The organism is Cellulosimicrobium sp. SJTW-1, assembly GCF_047716875.1.
Lineage (GTDB): Bacteria > Actinomycetota > Actinomycetes > Actinomycetales > Cellulomonadaceae > Cellulosimicrobium > Cellulosimicrobium funkei.
This window is the reverse complement of the sequence record NZ_CP136680.1, coordinates 2,365,981-2,383,537: the sequence shown is the minus strand read 5'-3', so window position 1 is coordinate 2,383,537 and position 17,557 is coordinate 2,365,981. Positions and strand designations below refer to the sequence as shown.

The following is a 17,557-nucleotide window of genomic DNA, read 5'->3' as shown; positions in this document are numbered from 1 at the left end:
GGGGACCGCGGCGCCGCGGGCGGCGTGGTAGGAACGGACCGGGTGCCGTACGTCCGCCGACGTCGCGGCCCCGGACCGTCTCGCCGACGAGAGGAAGCCCGTGATGCCGCCCCGTCTCACCGCCCGCACGATGCTCTGGACCGGGCTCGGCCTGACCGTCGGGAGCGCGCTCGTCCAGAACGTCGGCCTCATGAACCTCGCCTATCCGTTGGCGGGCACCTGGTTCGTGGGCGTGCTGCTCACCGTGCTGCAGGTCGCGTTCACCGGGGGCGTCGTGCTCGCCGCGGGGTCGTTCGTCGTGCGCGCGCTCCAGCCCGACGACGTCACCCCGCCCGGGCGGTCGGCTGCCGCGTCGCCGTGGGAGGACCGGGACAACCGGCTGTCCTGACCCGGGGCGCTCGCGGCCGGTGGACGGGCGCGGTCGTGCGGTGGGTTGGTCGTGCCGGGGTCGGTCGTGCCGGGGTCGGTCGTGCCGGGGTCGGTCGTGCGGCCGTGGTCGGGCGCGGCTACGGGCCGACCGGCACCGCGACGCACACCTCGAACGTGTCCCGCGCGCGGCGCAGCAGGTACCGCACCTCCTGCGCCTCCTGCTCGTTCGCGTACTCGTCGCGGTAGCTCCAGCGCGCGTGCGCCCAGACGAGCGCGTCGCCGACCTCCTCGACCCCGACGAGGTGCGCGACCACGCCGACGAGCCCGCGCTCGCGGAACCCCCGGGCGAGCTCGGCCGTCGACGCGCGCACGTCCTCGGGGTCGCCGAGGAGCACCGCGTCCGTCGTGCCGACGACGAGCGCCGGGAAGGCGTAGCTCTCGCCGATCGTGTCGAGGTCGCCCGTCGAGAGCGCGACGCCGTAGGTCGTGAGGAACGTGCGGACGTCGTCGGCGTCGAAGGACTCGGTGGAGGGCTCCATGGTCCCGTTCTACCCCGTCCGCCGCGCCCCGGCGCGGGCGGCGGGAGCTCCGGGGCCCGGGGTCAGGGCCGCAGGGCCGCGCCCACCTGCTCGAGGAGCGCGAGGTCGGCGAGGATCGTCGCGTGCTCGGCGGCGACCCGGCCCGCGTCGTCGGTGACCCGGCCCGCGTCATCGGCGGGGTCCGCCGTCGTGCGCGCCGCGGTAGGCGTCGTCGTGGTGGTCCCGGGCGCGAGGACCGCGAGCCCGTGCTCGACCACCGGGGCGAGGTAGTCGGCGTCGAGCACGACCTCGGTGCGCTCGACGCCGCGGGGCGTGCGCACCGCGACCGCGAACCCCGCGGTGGGGTGGGTGTCCGGGTCCAGGAGGAGCAGGCGGACGTCGACACCGCCCAGCCGCGTCGTGGCGACGATCCCGTCCGCCGAGCGCGTCACGACGGGCGGCGACCACGCCGCCCCGGGCGGCGCACCGACGACGGCGCGCGCCGCCTCGACGACGTGGATGCCGAGGAAGAACAGCCCGTCGCGCTCGTCGTGCGGGTCCGCCGGGCCGGACACCTCGACGGCGGGTCCGGGCGGCGACGCCGCTGGCCCGGGTGGCGACGCCGGTGCTGCGGTGACGAGCGGCGCGACGGGATCTTCGGCAACGGTCACGAGGGCGGCGCGCGCCGCCGCGACCTCGGGCGCGAACCGCAGCGCGGACGCCGTCGTCACGGCCGTGCCGTGCGCGCGCGCCACGTCGAGCGTCGCCCGCGCGTCGGCCACCGACGCGGCGAACGGCTTGTCCACGAGCACCGGGACGCCCGCCGCGAGGAGCGCACGGGTCGCGGCGCCGTGCCGCCGCCCCGCGCGGTGGGCGACGATCGCGGCGTCGACGCGCCCGACGACGTCGGGCACGGTGGCGTCGCCCGCGTCCAGGAGCAGCCCGCCGGCCGCGGCGAGCTCCGCGCGGCGACCGGGCTCCCCGTCGACGAGCGCCACGAGCCGCACGCCGGGCCAGCGCCGCTCGGCGGCCACGAGCCGCACGTAGTGGTCGGCGTGGGACGAGTCGAGACCGACGAGGGCGAGACGCAGCACGCGGTCGATCGTCGCACGGACGGCCGAGCCGCCCGGTCCTCACCACGCCTGGGCGAGCAGCACCGCGAAGAGCTCGTCGGCGTCCGCCTCGAGCCCGCGCCCGGCGAACCACGCGGACATCGTGCGGCAGTCGCGCAGCAGGAGCTCGGTGCCGAACGGGTTCGCCACGAGGTCCACGACCTGCGGCAGGTCGATGACGACGATCCGCTCGCCGTCCGCCAGGACGTTGTACGGCGACAGGTCGCCGTGCGCGTAGCCGAGCCGGGCGAGCACGGCCATGGCGTCGCGGACCTGGTCCCACCACGACGCGAGGAGGTCGCGGTCGGGCCGCGTGCGCGCGAGCCGGGGCGCGGCCTCGTGCGAGACGCCGTCGGACGTGCCGACGAACTCCATAAGGATCTCGTCGCCGTCGATCTGCACGGGGTACGGGACGGGCGCACCGGCCGACCACAGCTCGCACAGCGCGGCGAACTCGGCGGCGGCCCACTGCCCGGCCGCGACCTGGCGGCCGTAGCGCGACTTGCGGTCGAGGGCGCGACGGTCGCGCGTCCGGCGCACGCGGCGGTCCTCGGTGTAGACGGTGTCGCGCCGGAACGAGCGGTGGTCGAGGTCGCGGTAGCGCTTCGCGGCGAGCAGGCTGCGGCGCGCGGGGTCGCCGGGGACCGCCCGCTCCAGGAGGAAGACGTCCGCCTCCTTGCCGGTCTTGAGCAGGCCGAGCTCGGTGTCGAGGGCCGCGTCGGCCGTCACCACCCAGTCGGGGCGCGGCTCCGGCCCGCGCTGTCCCTTCTCGACGGCGGACCACGTGGACCAGCGTTGGTCGTCGCTGAGCGCCGCATCGAGGACACCGGCCTCGGCCTCGGCGTCGGCCAGGTCGGCGAGGCGCCGCAGGCGGCGCGGCGGGGGAGTGCGGGGGTCGCGCGCCAGGGCGGGCGGGAGGGAGAGGTCGGGGTAGGGCAGGTCGTGCTCGGGCACGGGGGCTCCTCGGGGGAGGGGAGCGCGCGTCGCCGCGGCCGCCGGGCGGGCGGTCGGGGACGGTCGTCGCGAGCGGTCGTGGACCGGTCAGCGGCGGTGGGTGCTCCCGGGGGTGGTGGACACGCGAGCGGGGGTCGTCCAGCTCATGGCGTTCCTCCTCTCCTCCGGTGCCCGACGACGCGGGCGACGTCCTGCGACCGTCTCATCGCCGCGCGCCCCGGCGCAACGGAATTACGGCGGATACGATCGCGCCCATGACGGCGCCGTCGACGAGGGCTGCGGGACTGACGTCACGGGACGTCGCGGAACGCGTCGCCGACGGCAGGGTCAACCGGTTGCCGCCCCGTTCGGGGCGCACGACCTGGGACATCGTCCGGGCCAACACCGCGACGCGGATCAACGCCCTGCTCGGGGTGCTCCTCGTCCTGGCGCTGAGCACGGGCTCGCTCATCAACAGCCTCTTCGGTCTCGCGATCCTCGCCAACGCCGGCATCGGGATCGTCCAGGAGCTGCGCGCGAAGCGCACCCTGGACGCGCTGGCGATCGTGGGGCGGGCGCCCGTGCGCGTGCGCCGCGACGGGGCGGTGTCGGAGGTCGACCAGGCGGACGTCGTCGTCGACGACGTCGTCGAGCTCGGCGCCGGGGACCAGGTCGTGGTCGACGGCCCGGTGGTCGAGTCCGCCTCGCTCGAGGTCGACGAGTCCCTCCTCACGGGCGAGGCCGACCCCGTCGTGAAGAGGCCCGGGGACCGGCTCCTGTCCGGGAGCTTCGTGGTGGCCGGCTCGGGCGCCTACCGGGCGACGGACGTCGGCCCGGCCGCGTACGCCGCGCGGCTCGCGCACGAGGCGAGCGCGTTCACGCTCGTGCGCTCGGAGCTGCGGTCCGGCATCGACTCGATCCTGCGGGTCATCACGTGGCTGCTGGTGCCCGCGGGCGTCCTCACGGTGGTGAACCAGCTCGTCATCTCGCGGCAGGGGTTCCGGCAGTCCGTGCTCGGCATGGTCGCGGCCCTCGTGCCCATGGTCCCCGAGGGCCTGGTGCTCCTGACCTCCGTCGCCTTCGCGATCGGCGTGGTCCGGCTCGGCCGACGGCGGTGCCTCGTGCAGGAGCTGCCGGCCATCGAAGGGCTGGCGCGCGTGGACGTGGTGTGCGCGGACAAGACGGGCACGCTCACGGAGAACGGGATGCGCCTCGCCCGGGTGGACGTGCTCGACGGCCCCCGGGACGAGGTGGAGCGCGCCCTGGCGGCGCTCGCCGCCCTCGACCCGCGGCCCAACGCGTCCGTCGCCGCGGTCGCGGAGGCGTTCCCGGACGCACCGGCCTGGCGGGCGACCGCCGTCGTCCCGTTCTCGTCGGCCACGAAGTGGTCCGGCATGTCCTTCGCGGACGCCGACGGCCCGCAGGGGAGCTGGGTGCTCGGCGCGGCGGACGTGCTGCTGGACCCCCGGTCCGCCGTGGCGCAGCAGGCGACGGCCCTCGGCGCCGACGGCCTGCGGGTGCTGCTCCTCGCGTCGACCGACGCCCCGGTCGACGCCGCCGCCCCGGACGGAGGCGCCCCGGGGCACCTCGCCCCGCGGGCGCTCGTCGCGCTCGAGCAGCGGGTGCGCGCGGACGCCCGGCAGACCCTGGACTACTTCGACGCCCAGGGCGTCACGGTGAAGGTCGTCTCGGGCGACAACCCGGTGTCCGTCGCCGCGGTCGCGCGGTCCCTCGGCCTGGGCGGCCCCGAGACGTCGGTCGACGCCCGGGCCCTGCCCTCCGACGGCGAGGAGCTCTTGACGGTCGTGGAGGGCGCCACGACGTTCGGCCGGGTGCGACCGGACCAGAAGCGGGCCGTCGTCGGGGCGCTGCAGGCGCGCGGGCACACCGTCGCCATGACGGGGGACGGCGTGAACGACGTGCTGGCCCTCAAGGACGCGGACATCGGCGTGGCGATGGGGTCGGGGAGCCCGGCCGCGCGGTCCGTGGCGCAGATCGTCCTGCTGGACGACCGCTTCGCGACGCTGCCGTCCGTCGTCGGGGAAGGGCGCCGGGTGATCGGGAACATCGAACGGGTCGCGCACCTCTTCCTCACCAAGACCGTGTACGCGGTGGTGCTGGCCGTCCTCGTCGGCCTCGCCGGGGTCGGCGCCTGGCTCCTCGGGGCTGCGCCCGTCTCCTACCCGTTCCTGCCGATCCACGTGACCGTCGCGGCGTGGTTCACCATCGGGGTCCCCGCGTTCGTCATGTCCCTGGCGCCCAACGACGAGCGGGCGCGCCCGGGCTTCGTGCCCAGGGTGCTCCGGCTCGCGGTGCCCGCGGGCGTCTCGATCGGCGTCATGACCTTCCTGTGCTACCTCGTGGTGGACCCGGGCGCGGGCGGGGCGTCGCTGGGCGGCCCGACGGACACGCTCGCCCCGGCGGAGGTCCGCGCGTCCACCGCTGCGCTCGTCACCCTGCTCGTGGGCGCCCTGTGGGTGCTCGCCGTCGTGGCGCGTCCGTACACGGCGTGGAAGGTCGTCCTGGTCGGCTTCTGCGCGGTGTTCTACGTGGCGCTCTTCAGCGTCCCCGCGGCGAGGGAGCTCCTGTCGCTCGACGTCTCCGACCCCGCGACGCTCGGCGTCGGCCTGGCGTGCGGCGCGCTCGCGATCCTCCTCGCCGAGGCGCTGCGGTGGTCGACAGCGCGCGTCCCCCGCGCCCACGCCGCCGGCTGAGGACGGGCTCAGGCCGCCCCGGACGCGAGGACCTGGATCGCCGCCACCACGCGCTCGTACGTGCCCAGGGTGTCGAAGCCCATCTGGTCGAGCGCCGACCACACGAACCCGACCGTCGCGTACATCCCGACGGCCGTCGCGAGGATCCACTCGCGCACCGACCCCGTGGAGCCGAGCAGGGGGAGGGCGAAGCTCCCGCTCGGGCGCCACACGTCGTCGACGACGAGCGAGCGCCGCACCCAGCGCGGCGAGCGGATCTTCACCGGCCACAGCAGGGGGGCGCCGTTGGTCGTGAGCACGTCGCCGAGGATGTGGATCGCGACGCCGAGCCCGACCGCGACGGGGAGCCAGTTCCACTCCTCCGGGGAGAACAGGGCGACGAGCACGGCGACGGTGAGCGACGTCACCCACGGCACGAGCTTGCCGCGCCGCGTGAGCTTGAGCGCCTTGAGCGCGAGCGCGACGAGCAGCACCGCGAGCAGCCCGCCGCCGACGTAGACCGTGCCGAAGCTCGCCGTCTCGACCGTGACGAGCCCAGCGAGCCAGGCGAGCGCGGTGAACACCGCGATGCCGAGGAACGAGTGCGTGCCCTGGCGGTGGCCGCCTGCGACCGTCTCCACGGCGTCGGACACCCACTCGCTCACGGGCGGCAGCGAGTGCGCGAACGTGCCGTTGTGGTGGTCGGCGTCGGGGAGGAGCGCGGCCCCGGCGCACACGACCGCACCCGTCATGACCCCGACCGACGACACGGGGTGCCAGCCGAGGGCGAACGGGGCCGTGGACGTCACGGCGATCCACGCCGCCGCACCGGTCGCGGCGTGGTTGGCACCCATCATGGCGGCGCATCTCCTGTCGTCGGGCCCGCGCGCGGTTCGTCGGCGTCGGGAGGTCTGTCCGGAACGTCCGGAACCCTACCCGGTGCCGCCGACAGCCTCGGTCGGCCGCCCGGAACGCCGAGGGCCTTCGCGCCCGCGAGGAGAAAAGTGTGCCAAGCGGCCGAGCATCATCCGGGGTCGGTCGCCGGAGCCCGACCGACCGAGCCCTGACGGGGGAGGCGGAGGCCGTGTCCTGCGCGGAGGGCGCGCGGGGAGCCGGGGGTGGCACGGGGGGCGCAGGGCGGGCGAGCTCGTCTGCGGTGAGGAAAGGCCGGCAGGCGGGATATCCGGGTGGTGCACGGGTCACGGTCGAAGATTCTCCGACGAATTCGAGAAATGGGGTTGTGCGGTTCGGGAAAGGCGCGTACGGTCTACCTCGGTCGACGACATTCCGGTGCGTGGGCCACCCGACACGACCGAGAGGAGCAGTGCCGTGCGCGAACCCGTCCAGCAGGACCGGCGACGTCCCGTCCTGCCCTGCGAGCAGCCGCGCGTCGTGCTGCCCGTGGCGTATCTCAGCGTGTCCTCGTTCCTCGTCGGCTACCCCGGCGGTCCTGTCGTCTGACCACAGCGTCGTCACGACAGGCCGTCCCGGACATCGCCGGGGCGGCCTTTTTTCTTGTGCGGGAATGCACCCGGTCGGGGTGCATTTCTCGTGCTGTCTTTCTCTTCTCTCCGCCGTCGGCGCGCATTTGTCGTGCGCCTGCGGTGAAAAGCACTGCCTTCGTGGTCCAACGGACACGACGCCGCTCTACGGAAGCGGAGACGGGGGTTCGACTCCCTCCGAGGGCACCTGGACGCTCGCGTCCCGTCTGCTCGACGTTAAGGAGCACCAGCGCGCGTAGCTCAGCGGACAGAGCGCCGGCTTCCGGAGCCGGGCGTCGGGGGTTCGAGTCCTCCCGTGCGCACCTCGTCGCCCCAGCCGGGGCGGCGTCATGATCGTCAGGACGACCCGAGGAGGTCAGCATCGTGAGCACCGAGGCCCACACGTTCCCCGTCCCGCTGTCGGGCGCGAAGGCACCCACCCTCATGTGGGCGCACGAGCACGCCGTCGAGCCGGCCGCGCTGCAGCAGCTGCGCAACATCGCCGCGCTGCCGTGGGTCGAGGGCGTGCGGGTCATGCCCGACGTCCACCTCGGCAAGGGCGCGACCGTCGGCTCGGTCATCGCGATGCGCGACGCCGTGTCGCCCAACGCCGTCGGCGTCGACATCGGGTGCGGGATGATCGGCGTCCGCACGTCCCTCACGGCGGAGGACCTGCCCGACGACCTCGGACCGGTCCGCGCGCGCATCGAGGCCGCGATCCCCGTCGGCTTCCACGCGCACGACGAGCCGGTCGACCCGCACCGGCTGCGCTCGATCTCCGGCCGCGGCCCGGCCGAGGTCGCGCGCGGCGCGGACGCGTTCTGGTCGCGGTTCTCCGGGCTGCACGGGCGCGTGTCGGACATCGAGGGCCGCGCGCGCCGTCAGCTCGGAACCCTGGGCGGGGGAAATCACTTCGTCGAGCTGTGCACGGACACCGACGGGCAGGTCTGGCTCCAGCTGCACTCGGGGTCGCGCAACATCGGCAAGACGCTCGCGGAGCAGCACGTCGCGGTCGCGAAGCGCCTGGAGCACAACCAGGGGCTCGTCGACCGCGAGCTCGCCGTGTTCCTCGGCGGCACGCCGGAGATGGACGCGTACCTCTCCGACCTGTGGTGGGCGCAGGAGTACGCGGCGCGCTCGCGAGCGGTCATGATGACGCTCGTCGTCGACGCCGTGCGCGCGTCGTTCCCCGGCCGCGAGATCGCGTTCGACGAGGCCGTGAACGTCCACCACAACTACGTCGCGGTCGAGCACGTCGACGGCCAGGAGCTCGTCGTGACCCGCAAGGGCGCGATCCGGGCCGGGAAGGGCGACCTCGGGCTCATCCCGGGGTCCATGGGCACCGGCTCGTACATCGTGCGCGGGCTCGGGAACCCGGAGTCGTACTGGTCGGCGTCGCACGGCGCGGGCCGTCGCATGTCGCGCACGAAGGCGAAGAAGACCTTCACGCTCGACGACCTCGCCGCCCAGACGACCGGCGTGGAGTGCCGCAAGGACGCCGGGGTGCTCGACGAGATCCCGGCCGCCTACAAGGACCTCGACGAGGTCGTCCGCGCCCAGTCCGACCTCGTCGAGGTCGTCGCCCGGCTCACGACGCTCCTCTGCGTCAAGGGCTGACCAGGCGGTCCGGGCGCGGCGAGCAGGTGGTTCTGGCGCGTCCCGAGGTCCGGACGAGCCAGGACCACCTGCTCGGCGCCGGAGGGGTGTCAGAGGCGGGTTCGGGGGAGGCGGACCGCGACGGTGGTGCCGGTGGGGCCGGGCTCGTCCGCCGTCGCGGACGTCACGGTGATCGTGCCGCCGTGGGCGGTGACGATCGCGTCCACGATCGCGAGCCCGAGGCCCGTGGAGCCGCCGGTGCGGTTGCGGGCGTCGTCGCCGCGCGTGAAGCGGCGCAGGAGCGTCGGCCGCAGGGGCGCGGGGATGCCGGGCCCGTCGTCGGCGACGGCGAGCACGACGGCGTCGGCGTCCGCGGTGAGCCGGACGTCCACGTGCGTCCCGGGCGGGGTGTGCGTGCGGGCGTTGGCGAGGAGGTTGGCCAGCACCTGGCGCAGGCTGGCCTCGTCGCCGGTCACCTCCAGGTCGACGGCGTCGTCCGGCAGGTCGTCCGGGTCCGGGGCGCCGGACGCCGGGTCGACGTCGAGGTCGTCCGCGCCGGGCAGGTCGAGCGCCCAGTCGTGGTCGGGTCCCGCGGCGTGCGCGTCCGTGACGGCGTCGACGGCGAGCACGGCGAGGTCGACGGGCGCGCGGTCGAGCGGGCGTCCGGCGTCGAGCCGGGCGAGGAGCAGCAGGTCCTCGACGAGGCCGGTCATGCGCACGGCCTCGGCCTCGATGCGGTCGAGCGAGCGCGCGGTCGCGGGCGGCACGTCGTCGGGGGAGCGGCGCACGAGCTCGGCGTACCCGCGGATGGAGGCGAGCGGCGTGCGCAGCTCGTGGCTCGCGTCGGCGACGAACCGCCGCACCTGGGTCTCGGAGTCGTGGCGCGCCTGGAGCGAGGTCTCGACGTTCTCGAGCATCCGGTTGAGCGCGGCGCCCACCTGGCCGACCTCCGTGCGCTCGTCGGTGAGGTCGTCCGGGACGCGCGGGATGGCGTCGATCTCGCCCTGCGCGAGCTCGAGCTCGGAGACGCGGCCCGCGGCGGCGGCGACGTCGTCGAGCGGGCGCAGCGAGCGCCGCACGAGCCAGGTGCCGAGAAGTACGGCCGCGAGGACTCCGGCCGCGCCGAGCGCGGCCTCGACGAGCACGTACCTCTCGACGGTCGCGTCGACCTGGGCGGTGCTCGACGCGACGACGACGGGCTGCCCGTCCGCGGTGGTGCGGTGCACGGCGCGGAACGACCCGAGGTCGGGGAGGTCGACGTCGTGCGCGGCGCCGTCGGCGGGGACGTCCTCGAGCGCCGCGACCTGGGCGTCGTCGAGCGTCACGCGCTGGAGGTCCGGGGTGACGTACTCCGCGAGGACGAGCGCGCCGCCGTCGTACCGCAGCACGGCGCTGCCGGGGCCGGTCCCCGCGGGGAAGCGTGACGGGTCGTCGGGCCCGCCGGGCTCCGGCCCGGACGCGTCGCCGGTGCCGTCCGGGGGCTGCGCGGGGCCGTCGCCGCGGGCGAGCCGGTCGCTCGCCTGGCGCAGCTCGTGGTCGACCTGGGCGACGAGCTGGGTGCGCAGCACGACGGCGGACGCGACGGCGAGCCCGACGGTGACGAGCAGCACGACGGCCGCGAGCACGAGCACGAGGCGCCGGCGCAGCGCGGTGGGCCGCCGCTCCCTGCCGGTGGCCGTCGGGCGGGTCGTGCCGAGGTCAGGCACGGGCGCTCTCCGCGTCGGCGGCGGGCTTGAGCACGTACCCGACCCCGCGCAGCGTGTGGATCATGGGCGTGCGGCCCTTGTCGATCTTGCGGCGCAGGTAGGAGACGTAGAGCTCGACGATGTTGGCCTGGCCGCCGAAGTCGTAGTTCCAGACGCGGTCGAGGATCTGCGCCTTGGACAGCACGCGGCGCGGGTTGCGCATGAGGTACCGCAGGAGCTCGAACTCGGTCGCGGTGAGCCGGATCTCCTCGCCCCCGCGCCGCACCTCGTGCGCGTCCTCGTCGAGCTCGAGGTCGCCGACGACGAGCACCGAGTCCTCGCGCTGGGCGGTCGCACCGCCGCGGCGCAGCAGCCCGCGCAGCCGGGCGACGACCTCCTCCAGGCTGAACGGCTTGGTCACGTAGTCGTCGCCGCCCGCGGTGAGCCCGGCGACGCGGTCCTCGACGGCGTCGCGCGCGGTGAGGAAGAGCACGGGCACGTCGGCGTCGCGCTCGCGCAGGCGGCGCAGGACGGTCAGCCCGTCCATGTCGGGGAGCATGACGTCGAGCACGACGACGTCCGGCCCGGTCTCCCGCGCGGTGCGGATCGCGGTGTGACCGTCGAGCGCGGTGGAGACGTCCCAGCCCTCGTACCGCAGCGCCGAGGTGAGCAGCTCGGCGAGGTTCGGCTCGTCGTCGACCACGAGCACGCGGACGGGGGAGCCGTCCGGGCGCGTGAGGCGCGGCTGGTCCGGGCGGCCGACGGGGGCGGGGGCTGTGGTCATGCTCCCAGGGTCGCGCGCGACGCGGAGGCGTGCCTGTGGTGACCCTGTGCGCTCGCTGTGCCCCGAGGCCGGCCCGGCCGCCGCCCGACGCGCGCCGCGGGCCGGGGTGAGAAACCGCAGTCGCGAGTCGTTGAAACCTTGACTTTTGTGCGCCTGCCGTCAAAACTCGCTGCATCGGCAGCAGCCGACGTCCACGCACGCAGGAGTGCGCGCGTCGCCCCGTGGGGTCGCCGTCGGCGACCCTCCGGCTCGCGCTCTCGACGACGAGGGAGAAGCACGCATGGATTTGTTCAGCGGCATGACGTTCCGGCGGGCGGTGGCTGCGGCCGCCGCGCTGCCGCTCGTGGGCGGTGCCACGCTCATGACCGCGGGCCCGGCGGCCGCCGACGAGGAGGACTACAAGATCCTCGTCGTGGGGGAGACGCTCGGCTTCCGCCACTCGCACATCGACGACACCACGCGCGCGCTCATCGAGCTCGGCGCCGACAACGGCTTCACGGTCGACGTGTGGGACCCGCCGAACAGCTCGGCGGGGTGGTGGGGCAGCGGTTCGCCCGGCCAGCCCGACCTGACGATGGACTCCTCGCCGTTCACGAGCGCCGAGGACCTCGCGCAGTACGCGACCATCGTCTTCGCGTCGCCGGTCGACAACACCAACTCCCTCAACCCGGCCACGCCGCGCCTCCTGGACGACGCCGAGCTCGCCGCGTTCCAGGGCTACATCCGGGGCGGCGGCGGGTTCGTGGGCCTGCACGCGGCGACGGACACGATGCACACCGTGCCCTGGTACAGCCAGCTCACGGGCGGCGGCGCGCGGTTCGTCAGCCACCCGCAGCAGCAGACGGCGACGATGCGCGTCGAGAGCCCGGGTCACCCCTCGACGGCGCACCTGCCCGCCGTCTGGGAGCGGTTCGACGAGTGGTACAACTACACGACCAACCCGCGCGAGGACGTCCACGTCCTCATCACGCTCGACGAGTCGACGTACAACCCGGGCAACAACGCGATGGGCGAGGACCACCCGATCGCGTGGTGCCAGAACTTCGAGGGCGGTCGCTCCTGGTACGAGGGCGCCGGGCACACCGACGCCTCGTGGATCGACCCGCTGTTCCTCGAGCACGTCCTCAAGGGCGTCGAGTGGACCGCGGGCGTCGTCGAGGGCGGCGGCAACTGCGTCACCTTCGGCGAGGTCGACGAGCTCGTGGCGGGCCTGAACACCTCCGCGGTGGGCGACGGCGTCATCGCCGGCGCGATCTCGTCGCTGCTCGGCAGCGCGCGCAGCGCGGCCGACGCGGACGACCCCGCGACGGCCGTCCAGGTGCTCGGCGGCGCGCGCTCGCTCGTCGACCACCTGTCGGCGGCGGCGGGCGACCGCGCGCTGCTCGGCACGAAGATCGACGACCTCGTCGACTGGCAGTCGGCCCTCGTCGACGACGGCCCTGCGCTCGACCTCTCGGCCGAGGCCGAGCTGCGCACCATGGGCGGCAAGCAGTACCTCGCGGTCCGGGTGGTCAACCAGGACGACACGGCCGTGGACCTCACGGTCACCACGCCGTACGGGACCAAGGAGTTCGCGGCCGTCGCGCCGACCAAGAACGCCTACCAGGCCTTCGCGACGCGCCTCGTCGAGGTGCCCGCGGGGCAGGTGACGGTCACCGCCACCGCCGAGCGCGACGGCGAGACGGTCACCGAGGAGCTCGTGGTCGACTTCGGCGGCACCGCCTGACGCCTCCCCGGCCCAGCAGGCACGACGCCCGTCGCACCCCGGTGCGGCGGGCGTCGTCGTGCGCGGGGCGGGACGCCGCCGGGCGCGCCCGTCGCGCGTCAGGCGAGCTGGAGGGTCGTGAGGCAGGTGGGGTCGTCGTGGCGCGTCGAGACGGTCGTGGTGCCGACCCGGCCGTCGTGCTCGACGCGCAACTCCGCGTCGACGTCGCGCGGGAGCCAGTAGCCCACGAACCCGTTGGCGCCGAGCGTCGTGTCCTCCTCGACGAGCACGTCGCCGGTGGCCGCGTCGACCACCGTCACCGAGACCGGCTCGCCTGCGAGCTCGCCCTGGCACGTGGTGAGCGAGTGGTAGAAGCACTCGTGCGTCTCGTCCACGAAGGGCGCGACGGAGAGGTAGAACGTGTCCTCGGGCAGCGGGACCGTGGTCTCGTACGACTCGTCGGCGAGCACGAGCTCCGCCGCGCGGACGGAGGCCACGAGGTCGGTCGGTCGATCGGCGGTCTCGAGCCCTTCCAGGCGGTCGACGACCTCCTGGCCGCTGAGCCCGGTGAGGTCGTGGCGGTCGAGCAGGGCGTCCAGCGCGGACGGCTCCGGGGACCCGCCGGAGCAGCCGGCGAGCACGAGGGCGGTGGCGGCCACGGCGGCCACGAGGGTCGGGAGGGCACGTCGTCTCATGCGCCGATCCTCTCAGAGCGCGACGCCGTGGCCAGGGCCGGAGGTCCCGGGCGCGCCGACGGCCGGGGCCCTGGCGGGCCCCGGCCGTGCGGGTGGCGGACGGCGTCGCGTCACGCGGTGAGCATCGCCACCGGGTTGTCGTGCGTGAGGCGCGCGAGCACGTCGCGCGGCACCCCGCGCGCGGCGAGCATCTCGGTGAACACCGTCGGGACGTAGGCGAACCCGTTGCCGCCGTGCTGCACCCACATCTGCTTGAGGAACACGTCGTGGCTGAGCAGCACCTGGTCCGCGTGGCCGGCCTCGACGAGGCGCTGCACCGCGGTCGCGGTCGTGTGCGGGTCGGGGGACACGCCCTCCTTCGGGAAGGTGATGTCCATGCCGACCATGTCGAACTCGAGCCAGACGCCGCGCTCGGCCACGGACCGCTGGTAGCCCGGGTCGTCGGCGGACGGGTCCATGTGGCACAGCACGACCTTCTCCGGGCGCACGCCCACCTCGTCGAGCACGAGGTCGAGCACCTCGTGCGCGCGGCGCTGCCAGCCGGGCAGGTGCACCTGGAGCGCGACGTGCGGGTGCTCGCGCTGCGCGAGGGCTGCGGCGCGCAGGGACGCGGCCTCGCCCGGCGTGAACGACGGCGAGACGCCGATCTCGCCGATGATGCCGGGCCGCACGCCGGTCCCGCCGATCCCGTCGGCGAGCTCCGCGACGATCGCGGACGCCTGGGCGTCCACGGCCGCGGCGGCGATGCGGTCGCCCTCGAACTTCTCGAGGTACGCGCCGCAGCCCGCGACCACGTGCAGGCCCGTGCGGCGCGCGACCTCCGCGAGGCGCTCGGGGTTGCGCCCGATCGCGGCGCTCGACGTCGCGTCGACGATCGTGCGCCCGCCCAGCGCGGCGAAGCTCTCGAGCTCCGCCGCGACCGCGGCGACCGGCTTGTCGGCGATGTTGTCCGCGCAGCAGTACGGGTCCTGGCGCAGCGCCCACGCGACCGACGCCGAGACCGGGGCCTCGACGACCGCCTCGGAGAAGCGGTAGCTCGGCGGGTCGAGCACCCCGGACAGGTCGTTGAAGAGGTGCTCGTGGGGGAGCGTGAGGCCGAGGTCCGCGGCCGCGGCGCGGCCGGTGACCGTCTGGACGTGGCCGGCGGGCGTGACGCTCATCGCGCGCTCGTCTCGCCGGCCTCGCCGCCCGCGACGGCCGCCGCGACGCCCGCGTCGGGTCCGTCCGGGCCGCCGGGGGCGGCCGGGTCGTCGGCGTGCGCGGCCTTGCCGGACGGGATCATGCCGATCCCGGCGGCGACGAGCGCGATGACCGTGCCGACGACGGTCGCGACGTGCACGGTGTGGCCGAGCGCGGGGATCGCGGCGTCGAGGACGAGCGAGCCGACGAGCTGGCCCGCGACCGAGGCGAGGCCGAGCAGGAGGAGGCCGAGGCCGCGCACGAGCAGCGCCATGAGCGCGATGGACAGCAGGCCGAGCGGACCGCCCAGGTACATCCACCACTCGTTCGGGAGCTGGAAGTCGACGCCGCCCACGGCCGCGCGCGCGAGGTAGGCGATCAGCAGGGCGGTGAAGCCCACGAGGAAGTTCCAGCCGATCGAGACGAGCATCGACCCGGTGACGTCGGCGACGGCCGCGTTGCCGGCAGGCTGCCAGCCGGCGAGCAGACCGCCCACGAACGGCATGATCGCGAGGACGATCGTGTGCGGCACGGAGAAGCTCGGCGAGATGACGACGACGGTCGCCGCGATGGCGAGCGCCGCGCCGAGCAGGCGCGTGGTGGTGAGCGGCTGCTTGACGGACGCCGTGACGCCGAGGCGGTCGCAGATGACGCCCGAGATGACGAGGCCGGAGATGAGCGAGATCTGGAACGTCGCGACGCCGAGGACGCCGACGGTGACGCCCTCGGACAGGACGATGACGGCCCCGCACAGGCCCGCGAGGTAGTTCCACCACGGGATGGTTCGCGAGCGGATCAGGCCGGGGATCGCGAGCGCCTCGCGTCGGGTCGCGGGGCGCGCGAACACGACGACGAACATGAGGACCAGGCCGGTCCCGAACGAGATGAGGGCGGCGGCGTGCCCGTCGCCGATCGTCTTGCCCAGCTGGCCGTTGACGGCCGCCTGCATGGGGCCGAGGGCCCCCGCGAGGACGGTCGCGACGACGAGCAGGGCGGTCGCGGTGTCCTTGACCCTGCTGCGGCGGGCTGACGGGCTCACAGCACCTCCCTGAGTGCCGGACGGGGAACCGGTGGTCGCCGGCGTGGTGTGCTTCATTGCGTGACCGTGCCTTCCTCCGACGGTACGTCGGACTTAGCTGTGGAGCGGAATTCTGGTGCCCTCGGGGGCCAGGTCGGTGGCGCGCGGCAGGGAGTCGACGGCGCCGTGGCGGGTGGTGGTGGAGGCGGCGACGTGCGCCGCCCAGCGGGCGGACTCGACGAGGTCGCCGCCGTGGAGGAGGCCGTCCGCGAGCGCCGCGCAGAACGAGTCGCCGGCGGCGGTCGTGTCGACGGCGTCGACGCGCTCCGCCGGGACGGTGACGGGTGCGCCTCCCGCGGGGACGACGAGCGCGCCGTCGGCCCCGAGGGTGACGACGACGTCCCCGGGGTGGTCGAGCGCGCGGACCATGGCGAGCACGGCGTCGGTGCCGACGGGCTCGTCGCTCGCGCCGACGAGGGTCGCGAGCTCGAACCGGTTGGGCACGAGCACGCGGAACGCGGCACGCACGGGGGCGGGCAGCGGGACGGCGGGCGCCGGGTTGAGCACCGTGGTGCCCGTCGCGGTGGCGGCGACGGCGCGCAGGGCGCCGAGCGGCGTCTCGCACTGGCACAGGACGGCGGCCGCGTCGCGGACGAGGTCGGCGCGCTCCGTGACGAACGCCTCGTCGACGACGGCGTTCGCGCCGGGCTCGATGACGATCGTCGACTCGGGCTGCTCCCACAGCACGACGGCGACGCCGGTGGGGCGGTCCGCCGTCGCGAGGCCGTCGAGGACGAGGCCCTCGACGGCGAGACGGCGGCGGATCGCGCGGCCGTCGTCGTCGTCGCCGACGGCGCCGACCATGGCGACGCGACGGCCGAGCCGGGCGGCGGCGACCGCCTGGTTGGCGCCCTTGCCGCCGGGGGAGCGGACGAGGCCCGTCGCGGAGACGGTCTCGCCCGAGCGGGGCAGGCGGTCGACGGTCAGCCTGAGGTCCATGTTCAGGCTGCCGACGACCACCACCTCGGGCGTCATCAGCCCGCGAGCCAGGTGACGGCCTGGCCGAACAGCGGGCCGTAGCCGGCCCAGTCCATGAACTCGCGCGGCGCCCAGTGGGGGGAGATGTCGGAGGCGAACGCGAGCGTGCGCCCCTGGCCCTCGGTGCGGACGGCGACGAGCGGGCGGCCCTCGATGGTGGCGAGGACGGTCGCGTCGGCCTTGGCGGTGAGTCGCTGGTAGCCGAGGAGGATCGGCCACTCGCGGTCGAGGCCGGCGGTGACGGGGTGCTCGACGTCGGTCAGGGTGCCGCCGATGCCCTCGGGGGTCTCCTCGCGGTCGTCGTACGGGAGGATGTCGACGGGCAGGACGGCCTCGACGGCGGTGCCGTGGTAGTTCGCCTTGGCCTGGAAGCCCTGGAAGCTGAGGTAGCCGCCGGCCATCATGAGGCCGCCGCCGCGGCGGACCCACTCGGCGAGGAGCTTGAGCCGGTTCGGGAACGGGCGCCCCTGGGAGAACACGACCGGCGGGAGCAGGAGCGAGTTGGCGCCGATGTCGGACAGGATCACGACGTCGTAGGCGTCGAGCTCGTCGAGCGTGGAGGGGAAGTCCTCGGCGACGAGGTGCGAGGGCAGGTGCGTGACCTCGTGGCCCTCGGCGGCCAGCGCCTCGAGCAGGCGCGCGCACCCGATCTCGAGCTGGGCGTGGGGGAACGCGTCGTACCCCTTGTAGTCGGTGGTCGCGTTGATCCACGACTCCCCGGCGAGCAGAACCCGGCTCATCCCGGCCTCCT

At 74.9% G+C, this 17,557-nt stretch carries 16 protein-coding genes and 2 tRNA genes; 7 read left to right on the top strand and 11 right to left on the bottom strand.

Annotated features, from left to right (window positions below):
* The first annotated feature begins 103 nt into the window (after positions 1-103).
* Entirely contained in the window at positions 104-388 is a 285-nt protein-coding gene (locus RSE42_RS10890) for a hypothetical protein (RefSeq protein ID WP_415296189.1), read from the top strand.
* A gap of 118 nt (positions 389-506) precedes the next feature.
* Here the strand turns inward: RSE42_RS10890 and RSE42_RS10885 are convergent, their stop codons facing one another.
* The 3 genes from RSE42_RS10885 to RSE42_RS10875 form a co-directional block, all read right to left on the bottom strand.
* Positions 507-908: a hypothetical protein gene (locus RSE42_RS10885; RefSeq protein ID WP_074806972.1), complete on the bottom strand. Its 402-nt coding sequence runs from the start codon at positions 906-908 to the stop codon at positions 507-509.
* Positions 909-970: 62 nt separating this feature from the next.
* On the bottom strand, positions 971-1,981 hold the full coding sequence (locus RSE42_RS10880) for a Gfo/Idh/MocA family oxidoreductase (protein ID WP_415296187.1): 1,011 nt from the start codon (positions 1,979-1,981) through the stop codon (positions 971-973).
* Between the two features lie 39 nt (positions 1,982-2,020).
* On the bottom strand, positions 2,021-2,851 hold the full coding sequence (locus RSE42_RS10875; protein WP_415298887.1) for a serine protein kinase RIO: 831 nt from the start codon (positions 2,849-2,851) through the stop codon (positions 2,021-2,023).
* A 356-nt stretch (positions 2,852-3,207) separates the two neighbouring features.
* Here RSE42_RS10875 and RSE42_RS10870 point away from each other — a divergent pair, with 356 nt between their 5' ends.
* Entirely contained in the window at positions 3,208-5,646 is a 2,439-nt protein-coding gene (locus RSE42_RS10870) for an HAD-IC family P-type ATPase (protein ID WP_415296185.1), read from the top strand.
* Positions 5,647-5,654: 8 nt separating this feature from the next.
* Here RSE42_RS10870 and RSE42_RS10865 read toward each other — a convergent pair whose 3' ends face one another.
* Positions 5,655-6,482: a metal-dependent hydrolase gene (locus RSE42_RS10865; protein WP_061267388.1), complete on the bottom strand. Its 828-nt coding sequence runs from the start codon at positions 6,480-6,482 to the stop codon at positions 5,655-5,657.
* Positions 6,483-6,954: 472 nt separating this feature from the next.
* Between RSE42_RS10865 and RSE42_RS10860 the strand changes: the two genes are divergently transcribed.
* From RSE42_RS10860 to RSE42_RS10845, 4 genes are all read left to right on the top strand, one after another.
* Entirely contained in the window at positions 6,955-7,086 is a 132-nt protein-coding gene (locus RSE42_RS10860; protein WP_255376401.1) for a hypothetical protein, read from the top strand.
* A gap of 155 nt (positions 7,087-7,241) precedes the next feature.
* Positions 7,242-7,313 (top strand) — tRNA-Arg (locus RSE42_RS10855).
* 43 nt (positions 7,314-7,356) lie between these two features.
* Positions 7,357-7,429: transfer RNA gene (locus RSE42_RS10850), tRNA-Arg, on the top strand.
* 121 nt (positions 7,430-7,550) lie between these two features.
* Entirely contained in the window at positions 7,551-8,723 is a 1,173-nt protein-coding gene (locus RSE42_RS10845) for an RtcB family protein (protein WP_076404994.1), read from the top strand.
* An 89-nt stretch (positions 8,724-8,812) separates the two neighbouring features.
* Here RSE42_RS10845 and RSE42_RS10840 read toward each other — a convergent pair whose 3' ends face one another.
* Positions 8,813-10,408: a sensor histidine kinase gene (locus tag RSE42_RS10840; RefSeq protein ID WP_415296183.1), complete on the bottom strand. Its 1,596-nt coding sequence runs from the start codon at positions 10,406-10,408 to the stop codon at positions 8,813-8,815.
* On the bottom strand, positions 10,401-11,171 hold the full coding sequence (locus RSE42_RS10835) for a response regulator transcription factor (RefSeq protein WP_415296181.1): 771 nt from the start codon (positions 11,169-11,171) through the stop codon (positions 10,401-10,403). Before RSE42_RS10835 ends, RSE42_RS10840 begins: the two co-directional genes overlap by 8 nt.
* Positions 11,172-11,451: 280 nt before the next feature.
* On the opposite strand from RSE42_RS10835, the gene RSE42_RS10830 reads away from it, so the two are divergent.
* The gene (locus RSE42_RS10830; protein ID WP_415296179.1) at positions 11,452-12,897 is read left to right on the top strand and encodes a ThuA domain-containing protein; all 1,446 of its coding nucleotides are present in this window, start codon (positions 11,452-11,454) and stop codon (positions 12,895-12,897) included.
* A 98-nt stretch (positions 12,898-12,995) separates the two neighbouring features.
* Here the strand turns inward: RSE42_RS10830 and RSE42_RS10825 are convergent, their stop codons facing one another.
* The 5 genes from RSE42_RS10825 to RSE42_RS10805 form a co-directional block, all read right to left on the bottom strand.
* The gene (locus RSE42_RS10825; RefSeq protein ID WP_415296177.1) at positions 12,996-13,571 is read right to left on the bottom strand and encodes a CueP family metal-binding protein; all 576 of its coding nucleotides are present in this window, start codon (positions 13,569-13,571) and stop codon (positions 12,996-12,998) included.
* A 110-nt stretch (positions 13,572-13,681) separates the two neighbouring features.
* Entirely contained in the window at positions 13,682-14,731 is a 1,050-nt protein-coding gene (locus tag RSE42_RS10820; RefSeq protein WP_415296176.1) for a phosphotriesterase, read from the bottom strand.
* On the bottom strand, positions 14,728-15,789 hold the full coding sequence (locus tag RSE42_RS10815; protein WP_415296174.1) for a DMT family transporter: 1,062 nt from the start codon (positions 15,787-15,789) through the stop codon (positions 14,728-14,730). The genes RSE42_RS10820 and RSE42_RS10815 overlap by 4 nt, the downstream gene beginning before the upstream one ends.
* A gap of 93 nt (positions 15,790-15,882) precedes the next feature.
* Positions 15,883-16,803, bottom strand: coding sequence for a ribokinase (locus RSE42_RS10810; protein WP_043653989.1), 921 nt, complete (start codon positions 16,801-16,803; stop codon positions 15,883-15,885).
* Positions 16,803-17,546, bottom strand: a complete 744-nt coding sequence (locus RSE42_RS10805; RefSeq protein ID WP_237842930.1) for a glutamine amidotransferase — start codon at positions 17,544-17,546, stop codon at positions 16,803-16,805. Before RSE42_RS10805 ends, RSE42_RS10810 begins: the two co-directional genes overlap by 1 nt.
* Positions 17,547-17,557 lie beyond the last annotated feature (11 nt).